This is a genomic window from Bacillus sp. AF23 (assembly GCF_020861455.1).
GTDB classification, from domain to species: domain Bacteria; phylum Bacillota; class Bacilli; order Bacillales; family Bacillaceae; genus Bacillus; species Bacillus halotolerans.
In genome coordinates, this window is record NZ_JAJHVY010000015.1 from 509,674 (window position 1) to 523,430 (window position 13,757).

Genomic DNA, 13,757 nt, shown 5'->3' on the forward strand with positions numbered 1-13,757 from the left:
AGAATTTATTCCTTTTCCTCAAACACAGCGTCGACTTCATACTCAAGCAAATGATCCCAATCATCATTTTTCAGAAGATCAAGCTGCGCTTCAATCAGCATTTGGAAACGTGTTCTGAACACTTTAGACTGTTTTTTCAGCTCTTCGATTTCCATTGCGATTTTTCTTGATTTCGATAAAGATTCGTTGATGATGCGATCAGCGTTTTTCTCCGCTTCCCGAACAATCAGCTTTGCTTCCTTTTGAGAATTGCGCTTTACGTCCTCAGCTGCTTCTTGGGCAACCAGAATCGATTTATTCAGCGTTTCTTCAATGTTGGCAAAGTGTCCGATTCTTTCATCGAGCTCATTGACTTTCGCTTCAAGCTCTGTTTTTTTACGGAGAACAATTTCGTAATCTTTTCTGACTTGACTTAAGAATTCATTTACCTCGTCTTCATCATATCCGCGAAAACTTTTTGTAAACGTCTTGTTGTGAATATCATTCGGCGTTAATGGCATGATGCCACCTCCATTTTTTACATTTCAGTACGGTTATCTAGTTCACATTATAAAACAAATTTCGCACAGATGGAGAAAAAAACTGAAAAACCGACTATTTTTGTCGTTCAAACGTGACTCTCCACTTGTCTTTTTTGGTTTTCCCTTCGATTTTTGTCAGGCTGCAGCGGCCAAAGCCCCTGATAGAGAGCATATCCCCTTCAGCAACCTGGTAAGAAGGGTCTTCAACAACCTTCCAGTTCACTTTTACGAGACCGTTTTTCACCAGCGTTTGTGATTTCTGGCGTGATTGCCTGCTCATAGAGGCGCAGACCGCGTCAAGCCTTAAAGAAGAAACGGTGTCATCTCTTATTTCGACATCCAGTGCAGGAATTTCAAGGTCTGACAAGTCAATTTTCTCAAGCTTGACTGCAGCTTTTCCGGCATGGGTAAGCTGAGCCGCAACAAAATCGGCTGTATCAGCTGAGACAATGATTTGCACCGCCGTCTCTGAAAACACGAAATCGCCAAACTTTTGCCGCTTCAGACCAATTCCCATTAATGAACCAAGGAGAGACCGGTGATCAATCGTCACAAATTTTTCAGCATAGCGAACGTCAAACGCCTGAAGCTCAAAATCCGATTCTTCCGGCGTGATGTATTCAGGATATAAAATGGCCCGTTTTCGCTCCGCTCTGTCATAGCCGCCGGAAAAAGCCAGTCCTACATCTGCCTGTCCCGTGACCGCAGCGAGAATGACCTGTTCCCGGGGATCTAAAAAGTCTGTCAGCTTCATCCGGTACTGCTCCTGGACAATTCTTTTCCATTCGAGCGCCTGATCGATAAAGGCACGCTCTTCTTTTCTGAAGTGCTGATAAATATCGCTCATCGTCTTTCCCTTCTATGTAAAGAGGCTTGGCTGCTGCCAAGCCCCCTATCAAACTGTCACCTTAAAACGCAATCATGCGATAAAGCCCCCACAAGCCGGTTGTTGCAAACCGCAGCACAAGAATGGCTACGATTGGCGAGATATCCAGCATTGCAATTGGAGGGATGATTTTTCTGAATGGCTCGAGATATGGTTCACAGATCGACGCTAAAAACCGTCCGACTGCTGTTTCCCTCGTACTCGGCACCCATGACATAAAAATATATATGATCAGGGCAAATGAGTATATTGTAATTAATAAGCTTAAAACCGAAAAAACTTGATAAAGGATCATCTCGCTTTACCACCTCTGATCGTCTTCAGATATGAGCTCAGAAATTGTGCCTGATACATCTACGTTGTCAGGCGTGCATAGGAAAATATCTGAACCGATTCTTTGGATATCGCCGCCAATGGCATAAACGGTGCCGCTTAAAAAGTCAACAATCCGTTTCGCCTGGTCATGCTGTATCCGCTGAAGATTGACGACAACTGCCCGCCTGTTCTTCAGATGGTCGGCTATTTCCTGCGCCTCCGCATAAACGCGCGGCTCACTCAACACCACTTTAGAGGATTTCTGAACACTTTGCAAGCTTACTACATTCTGTTTGGCTGCTGGTTTACCAGCATTATAAGCAGGTTTTTCTTTTTGTTCCTGTTCTTCATGAGAATCCCGCTCAGTTTCAATATATTCGTATTCGTATTCTTCTTCATCCATTGAGAAAAAGTTTTTCAGTTTATTTTTCATACTCATTGCTGTACACCCCCTGTTTCATTTCCGACTAACGATGAGCCGATTCTAATATAAGTAGCCCCTTCTTCAATCGCGATTTCAAAATCATTTGACATGCCCATCGACAGTTCTGTACACGGAGCGTTCGGCTGTTTCAGCTCTTGAACCTGATCACGAAGTTCTCTAAGCGTTCGGAAACAGCTTCTAATCTCATCTTGGTCATCAGTCAGCGGAGCCATTGTCATCAGTCCGGCCACAACAATGTTGTCAAAGCCGGAAAGCTCCTGTATGAATGGTATCACTTCTTCTTTATTCATGCCGTGTTTAGAGGGCTCAAGCGAGGTATTGACCTGCACAAAGCATTGGACAGCACCTTCAGCCCGTTTTTCAATTTCTTTCGCTAATGAAAGCCGGTCCAGGGAATGAATATAGGAAACTGAATTGACGACAGCTTTGACTTTTCTTGATTGAAGGCTGCCGATAAAATGCCATTCCGGATTTCCTTTAATGATTTCCTGTTTGCGAAGCAGTTCGGCGTCCCGGTTCTCTCCGAGGCACGTGATGCCCGCATCTACCGCCTCCTGTGCTCTTTCAGGCGACACATATTTTGTGACTGCAATAACCGTAACTTCATCGGATCTGCGGCCCGATCTGTTACATGCTTCGTTTATTCGTTCGTTTATATGTCGTAAATGATCAACAACACGCAAGATCTTTTATGCCTCCTTCATTCCGATAAAGGACATCATCCGTCCTGTTTTCCCCTGATCTCGTCGATGGGAAAAGAAAAGTGACGGCTCACTTTCCGTACATAAACCGCTGACAGAAATCTGCTCATTTGCCAAACCGCTGTCGACCAGTATGAGTCGGTTCAGCTCTTTCAGGTCAAGCTGATACTGCCCCTGCCCCGTCTGATTCACGGCGCGATCTGCTGAAAACGGCAATGCGCGGACAGCATTCATCACACGGTCATCTACCGTATAGCACGCACCGCAGATAGACGGTCCGACAACAGCGTATATATCAGAAAGCGTCGAGCCCTCCTGTTCGGTCCATTGCTTCACCATTTCTCTGCCAATCTGTTTGACCGTGCCTTTCCATCCGGCATGAGCAATCCCGACAAGCGATTTCACCGGATCGAAAAAGAATAGAGGCACACAATCAGCAAAGCATAATGCCAAAAATACATTTTTATCATTTGTATAGAGCCCGTCTGTTGCTTTAAAAGCTGAGAGATACTCACGGGCGCCTTTTCCCCTGTCCCTCTGCGTCACTTTTTGGACGCGATTGTCGTGTGTCTGGTCAGCAAATACCCAAGACTGCAAATCAATATTAAACATATCGGCTATATATTTACGATTTTTAACCACATCTGCATCTTTGTCATGAACGTGCAATCCTGTATTTAACGACTCAAAAGGTTTTTGGCTGACACCGCCGTTTTTCGTAGTAAACCCGGCAATGACTTCCGCATCGTTTTGATTCGTTTGTTTCCAGTCTTGTATCATGAGTGTCGAGGGGGTGGTGAGACTGAATGGGTGATATGTATTCATGATGATCCAACCTTTCGACAAACATTTATAAGGCGTAATTTCCCACTTATTTTACCACATCTTTCTGCATTCGTTTAGCGCCGATTTACATATTTCATAAATGAAATGTGCCGGAAGAGTTCAGACTTCCGGCATTTGACAATCAGCGGCAAAAAAGCAGGTTAAACATTGGATTCACTTAATCGGACTAAAATGACATCTTCTCCGATTTTAACTATATTTCGCCAAGGAATGACCATTTCCTCTTCCTTTCCAAAAAAACCGAGAACTTTTCCATTTCCCCCTAGTATAATCGCCTGAATTTTTCCTGTGGTGACATTGATATCAATATCACCGATGCTCCCTAATTTTTTTCCGTTAGAGACATTGACGACATCCTTTACTTGAAATTCTGAAATGCTGATCATCCCATCACATCCTTTTTCGGTCCTTTTTTTCTAGTATATGAACGGGCGGGCTGAACCTTGTCAGCAAGGAGAAATTTTCATATCATTGTTCTTTTTTGCGGCTGCACCATCTTATGATGAACGTGAGCATGATTTTCGTATAATCTACGAGCTGCTCAATCGATACCTCTTCATTAACGGCATGAGCATTATATAAATCGCCCGGTCCGTATATCACGCTTGGAATACCGGCATTATAAAGCCATCCCCCATCGGTTACGGTTTGAGAAACGTCAATGATCGGGCGTTCCTGTTTGATCTCCTCATGTGACGCCGTAAGGGCTAAAACGCCGGGATGAGCCGGATCAACTTCCAAGGCCGGAAAAATTTCTCCTCTTTCTTCAATCATTGAAGAGCCTCCCCATTTGAAGACAGGACGGTTTTCCCTCAGCCAAATATCACTGTCACTCAGCCTGTTGATGTAATCTTCTATTTCAGCAGCCACTTCTTCATGCGTTTCATTGGGATAAAAATGGACGGTAATCCATAATCGGCACTCATCAGCTATAAAGGCCGCATGTCTGCCTCCTTCTATAACAGCAGGATTAATTGTGTTTGTGCCGGGGGTAAAGCCGGGATAGCTTTTCATAATGGCCCAATGGCGCTCCAGCTCACCGAGTCCAGAAATGATTTTTGCCATTTTTTCGATTGCGCTCGCCCCGAATGTTCCTCCGCCAGCGTGGATCATATTCCGTCTTGTTCCATCGTGAAACGTTTGACTGCTTTTCATTTCGATCCAGCCTGTAATCACTCCGCCTTGGCCTTGAATATGCATATCGCTCGTATCCGCCACAACTGCAAAGTCTGCGTGATAGCCCTTTTTGCAGCATTCAAGCGTGCCGGCCTCTCCGACTTCCTCCCCGATGACCGATTGCAGAATCAAATCGCCCGGGAGCTCAACGCCCGCTTCACGAATCAGCTTTAAAGCAAACAGCACACAGGCCATTCCGCCTTTCATATCTGAAGCGCCCCGGCCGATTAAGAAACCGTTTTTCTCACTGGGACAAAACGGGTCATGCCATGCACCCAGTCCTCGCCCTCTTTTACCTCTGCCACATCGACATGCCCATTGATGATTAAACTTTGATAGGCTGCTGAATTTGTTCCCTTTAAAACACCCACAACATTGGGATCTCCTGGATAAACGTCCCATTTGTCGATGGAAAATCCCCGTTCAAGCAAAAACTGCGCAATCCATGTTTGGATGCTGTCTGTATTTCTCGCAGGCGGCGCCGGTGTTTTAAAAGAAATCAGCGTTTTCGCAAGCTCAATGAGCTCGTCCTTTTGTTCTTCCGCTTTTTTCAGTAAAGATTCTACTTGATCAATCATGTTATCCGCTCCTATTTTTAATAGAAAAAAGCCGTTTCATATTCATGAAACGGCTTAATAAAGAAAGCAGAGTGCAAGCTGCTGCATTCTCCGCTTTTTTCACCGCTTCCCTCCGCTGGTATGATCCAGATCAGGTCAATAAGGGTTGAGACAAGCGTCTCTCTCAGCTTCGAAAGCACCCCCAGGATGAATCGTATGTTGTTATGCATTTGTTACCGGCTCAGCTCTTGTTAAAAACGGACGATCCTGATTCCATAATACATGGATCGGCATATCAAAAAAAGAAGAAAGTGATTCGTCTGTCAGCATGTCTTTCATTTGTCCTGACCTAAAGACTTCTCCCTTTTTTAACAAGAGGGCTTTATCAAATATCGGCAAAATTTCTTCTGCATGATGCGTAACATAAAGAATAGACGGCGCATTTTCCCTGCTTGCAATGTGCGTAATCGTATCTAACAGTTTTTCCCGGGCAATAAAATCAAGTCCTGTAACTGGTTCGTCCAGTATAAGCAGCTCCGGATCAGCCATTAGCGCTCTTGCGATTAAAGCTCTTTGTTTCTCTCCTTGAGAAAGAGTTTCGTAGCGGCGGTCGGCATAATCAATGGCTCCTAAGTCCTCGAGCAGGGCAATCGCTTTTTCTCTGATTTCCGCACTTGGTGTTTCATACAAGCCAATCGAAGCATATGCCCCGCTCAGAGCAATTTCAAAAGCTGAATCTGCCGGATACAATTTTTGCTGAAGACCCGCTGAGACAAGGCCGATTTTTCGTCTGAGTTTATCTCCCAGCTCCGTTTTTCCGAATACATGACCAAGCACCTGCATCTCGCCTGCTGTCGGAAAATAGTAAGAGCATAACATATTTAACAGCGCGGTCTTCCCAGCTCCGTTTAATCCGTAAAGCACCCAATTCTCCTTTTCTTCTACTTTCCAATGAATATCCTTTAGTATCCATTTTCCATTCCGTTTTAGTGAGACATTGTCAAGCTTCAAAATCATTGTGGTCCTCCTCTTTCCAAGCCAAATAATTATTTTAATTTTCACAAAACTTTGTACGGACTAGGATACCTTACTTTTTCGAAAACGTAAACCGCTCGTTTCCAAATAGAAAAGCCTTTAAAACAGAAATTGTTTTAAAGGCTTTCGGCGTGCATGCTATTGATGAATATTCTTATTCATTTGTTTGATTGCTGCCTTTTCCAGTCTGGACACCTGTGCCTGGGAAATGCCGATTTCTTCAGCTACTTCCATTTGCGTTTTTCCTTGGAAGAACCGTTTTCTTAAAATCATTTTTTCCCTCTCGTTCAGTCTTCTCATGCCCTCTTTCAAAGCCAGCTCTTCAATCCATTGTGTATCTTTGTTGCGTTCATCACTGATTTGATCCATGACATAAATCGGATCTCCGCCGTCATTGTAGATCGGTTCAAAAAGAGATACCGGATCTTGAATGGCGTCGAGTGCGAACACGATTTCTTCGTGCGGTACTTCAAGAACTTTGGCGATATCCTCTGCCGTCGGCTCCTTGCTTGTCTCACTGATTAACCGCTCTCTTACCTGAAGTGCCTTATATGCGATATCCCTGAGTGATCTCGAGACACGTATCGGGTTATTATCGCGCAAATACCTGCGGATTTCTCCGATAATCATAGGTACAGCGTATGTTGAAAACTTAACATTGTGGCTTAGATCAAAATTATCAATGGATTTCATTAGTCCGATACAGCCGACTTGAAATAAGTCATCAACATACTCCCCTCTGTTATTAAATCTTTGAATGACACTTAAGACAAGACGCAAGTTCCCGTTTACAAGCTTTTCTCTGGCTGAATCATCACCTTCGTCCTGCAATTGCCTAAACAGCTTTCTCATCTCTTCATTCTTGAGTACGGGTAATTTGGAGGTATCCACCCCGCAGATTTCGACTTTATTTCTCGACACTTTTTTCCCTCCCTACAGGAGCTGCTGTACAACGTTAAGTATCTCCTCGGGTGGGAAAAATATGCACTGCCTTCAAACCGAAAAATAGTCATAATTAGGAAATCCTTGTAGAATCAAGGGATTAAGCCGCAAAAATTTTTTACACCATTTTGTTGAATTCTTTTCGCAATCTTTTAATGATTCTTTTTTCCAGACGGGAAATATAGGATTGGGAAATCCCCATCATATCCGCAACATCCTTTTGGGTCTTTTCCTCTTCGCCGACAAGCCCAAAACGCAGTTCCATGATTTGTTTCTCCCTCTCATTTAACTGTTCGAGCGCTTTTTTCAGAAGCTTTTTATCCACGTTTGCTTCAATGTCCTTTGTGATGATGTCGTCATCCGTGCCCAGCACATCAGAAAGCAGCAGCTCATTGCCGTCCCAATCAATATTAAGCGGTTCATCAAAAGAAACTTCTGAACGGATTTTGTTGTTTCTCCTTAAATACATCAGGATTTCATTCTCGATACAGCGAGAGGCATATGTAGCCAGCTTGATTTTCTTTTCCGGATTGAAGGTATTCACAGCTTTGATTAATCCGATGGTGCCGATGCTGATTAAATCTTCAATATTAATTCCCGTGTTTTCAAATTTCCGTGCGATATAGACGACAAGCCGCAGGTTGCGTTCGATCAAAATAGCGCGGGCCGCCTGGTCGCCGCTTGGGAGCTTCATTAATAGAACCTGCTCCTCGTCTTTTGATAATGGCGGCGGCAAAGCTTCACTCCCTCCTATGTAATACACTTCATCGCTTTTTAAGCCCAGTTTCATCAGCAGCTTATACCAGAGGTGCGTCAACCGCAATTTAAGTTTTTTCATCTTCCTCTCCCTTCTAAATGTCACGTCTTATGAGTATGATAAGTAACGGACATTTGCGAACATTAGGATACGTGCTTAATGGCCTTTCCGGACAGCATTTTCGGATGAATAATCGCGTCAAAATCTCCATCTGCCGACAGCTTTGACGTGCTGATGCCGATTAAGCATTTATCCGCGGAAATCATTTCATCTTTTGTCATAATCGTTACATGATCCGGTTTGATACATAATAAAAATTGATGCTGCTGGCCTACTCCCCGATATGGGATCAGCCTCATTTTATCTAAAAAACGAAACGAATCATCAAGCTGTTCAATCGCTTCCATCGGGTCTGCATTTTGGATAATCATCGTTTCAGCCTCTCCGAAAATTGGTTCAAGCTTATCAATGTGAAGAATCATGACCGGCGTTTTTGTGAGCGGATCATACAGCTGGTTGCCGGAATCCACCAGGCCTCTTGCGTGCAGTGTTTGGCCGCCCAGGTCCGCCTGTACCCTGACTCGTTCCTCATATTGAATGTTTTTTGTTTCAATATCTTCGATTCTTCCCTTTGAAAAAAACCATAATGCGGGAAAGCCAGCCACGATAAACATCCAGCTGATCGGGTCGCCAAATCCGGTTTGATTGGTGATCATGACACCGTTTCTGACAATAGAGTTTGACTGCAGCAATGAATGTGCTCCGATGATTCCCCCTCCCATTAGAAAAGTAGCAAAATAAAAGGAAAACAAATTTTGAAAGAAATAGCGAAACCGCTTAAAACCGAATGTCACGAGCACAATGACAACCGAAAAAGCGAGCTTTCCGACCGGGTTCTCAACGATCGGCGAGAAAGGAGTAAACATCAAAAGGACAATACTGGAACCGATAAATGCGCCGCCTATCAATCTTCTTTTTTTCACATGGCGTTTTAAAATAAAAGCAGTCAGTAAAAGCAACAGTGCGTCAAAACAAAAGTTTAACAGCCAAATGACATCTAAATAGATTTTCACACCTGACCCCTTTCTTTCTTGCATCACGCTGTTCCCCTTCTTGTTTCATAAGTATAAAGCAAGCTCTGTGGGAAAGTCTGTCAATTAATGTTGAGAGGCCCATACAATTTTTCAGGGATAACTGCTTAATTTGTCGAGGGAATAAATGAGAGGATATAGAAAAAAAGCTGCCAAGAGCGGCAGCTTTCTTACACTTACTTTTCAGTATTGATATAAAGTTTTCCATTCGCTGTTTTTCTAGTTTCATTGCCGTAATCGTCTCGAACGATAACCTCTACCTTAGCTCCGTTTGCTTTAATAGAAGATGTTGCTGTCCAGTAGCCTTCATATCGTCCCGGAGAAATTTCTCTTAACGGCAGCTCGGTAGCGTTTTGTACATTCGCTCTTGCATTTGTGAGCGGCAGGCGAATGACAAACGTTGCATCTGCGCCTTTCGCGCTTGAAAAAGCGATTTTTACCGATTCACCGGCTTTTAAGGTTTTGTCCTCACCAGGAATCAGTCCAGTAATGACTGGCTGGTCAAAATTCACATCAATGACAGCTTTTTTCGTCGTTTTGTTGCCTGCTAAGTCAGTGGCTGTCACCTTTACTTCGTTGCTTCCGTTTTCCAAAAGGATACGGGCAGAGTAGGAACCGTCTGTGACCGTTGCTTTTTTGCCATTAACCTTTACTTCTTTCAAGTTGTCATCTGAAACAGTGCCTTTAACAGTCAGCGTTTCTTTATTGATTTTCTCGCCATTCTTTGGATTGTCAAGCGTCAGTTCAGGCTTTTCTTGATCAAGTGTGACCGTGACAGGACTTGAAGCATCTGTCGTTCCGGAGTCTGTTGATGCAGCCGCTGTCAGCTTGTTTTCCCCTTTGCTGAGTGAAACTCCTGCCTCGAACGTGCCATCTGCGGCAGTTTTCGTTTCTCCTGCTTCTTTATCACCATTATAAAGGGTTACAGTCGTCCCCGGAGATGCCTTTCCTTTTACCGTGACGTTCTCTTTATTGGTGTATGATTTATCTTCAGGAGAAGTAATATCAGGTACGGCAGCTTCATAATCGACTAACGCGCGAATCATATAGTTGCCGTCTTCTTTATCTCCTTTTTGCCATGCTCCGTTAACATACTGCCAGTTGCGATCTGAGTACTGCCCGGTTTCATCCATTGCCAAGCCTGGTGAATATGGATCAGGTTTTGACTGGATATAGACAAGATAAAAGTCTTTATCAACCATAATCCCCTTCGAGCTGAGATCGACTTTCGTCCATTCGCCATTACGAAGAGCTTCCGCGTTATATGGTCCCGCAATTTTTTTGCCGGGTGCTCCATCTTTCCCTGTAGCATCGTAAACCTCGACCTTAAACTCTGTGCCGCCAGGATCAGGGAACTCCGTATCCCAGAATCTGAATAGCCCTCCTGTCAGCATGCCTTTTTCCTTGCCGTCAGCAAGTGACATTTTAACCGCCCATCCGTTTCCGGCCGCGAAATAGGAATTTGCATTCTCCGCTGTTCCGTCATCATATCCGATCTCGCCCGGATATCCGACGAAAGGCTTCAGCACAGTTTCTTTTGTGATAGCACCTTTTAAATCAACCGAAAATTCATCACTGTAATAGCCCGGTGCAGCCACTTTAATGGTGTAAGAGCCCTCGTAGGCCTCAAGTGTATATTCTCCTTTGTCGTTTGTAGTTGCCGGTTCAACAGCGGCATCCTCGATAACATAGACGGAAGCGCCTTTTACCGGCTCTCCTGTTGTTTTATTGATGACAGTTCCTTTTAATGTGCCTTTCTTTATTTCTTCTAACGTAAAATTAGCTTGGGTTGTCTGATCTGCCTGCAAAGACACTTTTTGCGTTTTCGATTGATAGCCGTAAGCTTCTGCCATAAGCGTGTAGTCTCCTGCTTTATGCGTCAGCTTGTACTGTCCGGTTGATTGATCTGAATAGGTTGATTTTCCTGTTTCAACCACACTGACCTGTGCTCTGAGCGGCAATGCTTGCGGCTGCATATCAGCACTATGTTTTGTTTTGGCAGCTGTATTTGTTGACGGCTTAGCCTTTTTTGGATTAACCGCTTTTTTCTTTTGCTTTTCTGCCGGTTTTTGTACTCCCAGCTTATTCTTTTTGGCTGTTTTCCCGGAAGATTTGTCTGAAAGCTGAACATCATCAACGTACCAGCCCTCTTTTGCAATGCTTTCATCAGACTGAAGGTTAAACATCACTCGAATATTTTGGCCTCTGTATGCGGATAAATTAATTTCTTCGCTGGTCCAGTTTGAAGTCTTTCCGTTATAGGCCCCTGCCTGCTCCCAATTCGTTTCGCCTTCCGGTAAAACAAAAACGTAGCCATAATCAAAATCATTTTCCAGGTTGTGCCAACTTTTAAATTGAAGAAACAGGCTGCCTGAATCAGGCACGTCAATTGGAGGCATAGTGAGATTCATATTCGCACCATTGGCATAATTTCCAGTCAGGTTTGTCCCAAATACTTTTTCTCCTGATGCAGCTGCATTAGGGCCTGATTCCGGAACTCCCCACTCCCAGTTATTATTTGTTCCGCTCGTAAGCCAGCCGCCTGGTTCTGTTTCAAAATCCTGCCTGTATCCAACAGTGATGCTAGGTTTCACGGATACATCATATATGTCAGACTCGACAACATGGCCGCCAAAATCCTGAATGATCCACTTATAGCTTAATGCGGTCCCCTTTATATTTGGGATTTCCGCCTGGTACGTTCCTTTCAGATGATCTCCGCTGATTCGTTTAGCTTTGACCTCGTTCCATTCGCCTTGATCCAGCTTATAGGACAATTTCACGGATGTCACACTCACATTGTCTTCAGCTGTCAAGGTAAGCGGAAGGCTGGCACCTTCATAAGCTTCATTTACTTTCTCATGCTGATAGCCAGGCTGCTCGTCATCTTCCCCATCGACAGAAACTTGCCCTTCTGCTTTTCCTAAACCGTCTGTAACCGCTGATACGGCATCAAAAGCGTTCACCAAACCATGACCGTATCCGTTATTCGGAGAGTCAGGGAATGTAGAATCAGTTAATGGCTCAGCCGTGCTTGTCAATATATCCTCCATCTCATCGACAGAAAGTGAGGCATCTGCCTGCTTCAATAACGCAGCAACAGCAGAAACATGCGGTCCTGCCATCGACGTGCCATCCCATCCGTCTTCATATGTCTGGCCGGGAACTGAAGACCGGATGTTTACGCCTGGAGCAGAAATTTCCGGCTTTGTTTCATCGTATGGCGACGGTCCCTGGAGTGAAAAATCGCCAAGCTTTTTGTTAATATCAGTCGCTCCGGTCGCAAACGCTTCCGGATAATTGGCAGGATTCGCAATAGAACCAGGTCCTCCCGGGTTAAAGAGGTCCGCATTTCCCGCAGAGAATTCCGGGAAAATGTCGGCCGCCCGCCACGCATTGACCATATCTCTGTACCATTCATCAAGGCCGGAGCCCCCGCCCCAAGAATTATTGACGACATCCGGAGCCATTTCCGGATGAGGGTTGCCCTCTGCGTCCTTTGGAGCTAAAATCCATTCACCAGCCTCCAAAATGTCAGCGTCTGTCCCGCCATCTTCAGAAAACGCCTTAACAGCAATCCATTTTGCGCCAGGTGCGACACCAATTTGATTCGTGCCATCAGGCTCAGAACCAACCATTGTACCTGTTACATGAGTACCGTGATCAAGATCATCATATGGACTTGACTCGTTCGCTACAGCATCAAACCAGTTCATGTCATGATCAGGCTCATTGGGGCTTTCCGAATGAAACCCGCGATATTTTTCTTTTAATGCAGGATGTTCCCATTCAACCCCGGTATCAATGGAGGCGACAACCGTACCCGTTCCGTCATAGCCAAGCTCCCAAGCCTTCGGTGCGTCTATTTGGTCTACATTCCATTCTACACCGTCAGTTGCTTTTATCGCTTTTTGTGCTTTTTTCATATTGAATGGGGAAGCGGATGACTTAAAAAGCTGCCGTTTTTCATTCGGAAGCACTTTTTCTACTTCAGGGAACTTCGCCACTTTCTCCATGACTTCTTTTGAAGCATGTACAGCAATTCCATTTACCACATAATAGGAGTGAATATCATCGGCGTTCCCTTTATTTTTCTGGCTGTTTAAGTATTTCAAGACGTCTTTCTGAGCTTCATCAGCTGTCACTTTTAACGAAGACACGACGGCCGAACGCTTTTGATATTCCGTTTTAGCAGCGGTCAGCTTTTTAGATTTCGCTTTTTTGACAGCTGATTTTGCTGCTTTTTGGGTATCAGCTTGATCTTTAAATTTGATCAGAAAGGTAGTTTTTTCTTCTTTTTTAAAGCTTTTCTTTAATGAGCTGGAAATCTTGTTTTGAATCGATTCAGAAGATTGAAGCTCCTGTTTTACAGAAGAAGCAGCGCCTTTGCTGCTTGCCCCGGCTGCACCCGGAAACAGCAGTGAACTGACGACAACTGTACTCAAAACAGAACTGATCAGTCTGTTTTTCGTTTGTTTCCTCATT

At 44.3% G+C, this 13,757-nt stretch carries 12 protein-coding genes, 1 pseudogene and 1 riboswitch; all 13 genes and pseudogenes read right to left on the minus strand.

From position 1 onward, the window contains the following. Positions 1–5: 5 nt before the first annotated feature. Positions 6–500, minus strand: a complete 495-nt coding sequence (gene divIVA, locus LNN34_RS07795; protein WP_010334179.1) for a septum site-determining protein DivIVA — start codon at positions 498–500, stop codon at positions 6–8. A gap of 94 nt (positions 501–594) precedes the next feature. After that, entirely contained in the window at positions 595–1,368 is a 774-nt protein-coding gene (locus tag LNN34_RS07800) for an RNA-binding protein (protein WP_229043063.1), read from the minus strand. A 61-nt stretch (positions 1,369–1,429) separates the two neighbouring features. Beyond that, complete coding sequence (locus LNN34_RS07805) at positions 1,430–1,702, minus strand: YggT family protein (RefSeq protein ID WP_003221463.1); 273 nt, start codon at positions 1,700–1,702, stop codon at positions 1,430–1,432. A 6-nt stretch (positions 1,703–1,708) separates the two neighbouring features. After that, on the minus strand, positions 1,709–2,161 hold the full coding sequence (gene sepF, locus LNN34_RS07810) for a cell division protein SepF (RefSeq protein WP_024121333.1): 453 nt from the start codon (positions 2,159–2,161) through the stop codon (positions 1,709–1,711). Then, positions 2,158–2,850 carry a YggS family pyridoxal phosphate-dependent enzyme gene (locus LNN34_RS07815; protein ID WP_024121332.1) on the minus strand — a complete coding sequence of 231 codons (693 nt, stop codon included), beginning with the start codon at positions 2,848–2,850 and terminating at the stop codon, positions 2,158–2,160. The genes sepF and LNN34_RS07815 overlap by 4 nt, the downstream gene beginning before the upstream one ends. A 6-nt stretch (positions 2,851–2,856) precedes the next feature. Beyond that, positions 2,857–3,693 carry a peptidoglycan editing factor PgeF gene (gene pgeF, locus LNN34_RS07820; protein WP_229043064.1) on the minus strand — a complete coding sequence of 279 codons (837 nt, stop codon included), beginning with the start codon at positions 3,691–3,693 and terminating at the stop codon, positions 2,857–2,859. A 161-nt stretch (positions 3,694–3,854) separates the two neighbouring features. After that, positions 3,855–4,100, minus strand: coding sequence for a YlmC/YmxH family sporulation protein (locus LNN34_RS07825; protein WP_044155967.1), 246 nt, complete (start codon positions 4,098–4,100; stop codon positions 3,855–3,857). An 82-nt stretch (positions 4,101–4,182) separates the two neighbouring features. Next, positions 4,183–5,468 (minus strand): annotated as a pseudogene (locus LNN34_RS07830) (acetylornithine deacetylase). Positions 5,469–5,558: 90 nt separating this feature from the next. Next, positions 5,559–5,661: riboswitch (TPP riboswitch) on the minus strand. An 8-nt stretch (positions 5,662–5,669) separates the two neighbouring features. Continuing rightward, positions 5,670–6,464 carry an ABC transporter ATP-binding protein gene (locus LNN34_RS07835; protein WP_215510560.1) on the minus strand — a complete coding sequence of 265 codons (795 nt, stop codon included), beginning with the start codon at positions 6,462–6,464 and terminating at the stop codon, positions 5,670–5,672. A 156-nt stretch (positions 6,465–6,620) separates the two neighbouring features. Next, positions 6,621–7,403: an RNA polymerase sporulation sigma factor SigG gene (sigG, locus tag LNN34_RS07840; protein ID WP_010334169.1), complete on the minus strand. Its 783-nt coding sequence runs from the start codon at positions 7,401–7,403 to the stop codon at positions 6,621–6,623. 139 nt (positions 7,404–7,542) lie between these two features. Next, entirely contained in the window at positions 7,543–8,262 is a 720-nt protein-coding gene (gene sigE / locus LNN34_RS07845) for an RNA polymerase sporulation sigma factor SigE (protein ID WP_024121327.1), read from the minus strand. Positions 8,263–8,324: 62 nt separating this feature from the next. Next, positions 8,325–9,254, minus strand: a complete 930-nt coding sequence (gene spoIIGA, locus LNN34_RS07850; protein ID WP_215510809.1) for a sigma-E processing peptidase SpoIIGA — start codon at positions 9,252–9,254, stop codon at positions 8,325–8,327. Between the two features lie 194 nt (positions 9,255–9,448). Next, the gene (locus tag LNN34_RS07855) at positions 9,449–13,756 is read right to left on the minus strand and encodes a S8 family peptidase (RefSeq protein ID WP_229043065.1); all 4,308 of its coding nucleotides are present in this window, start codon (positions 13,754–13,756) and stop codon (positions 9,449–9,451) included. Position 13,757 lies beyond the last annotated feature (1 nt).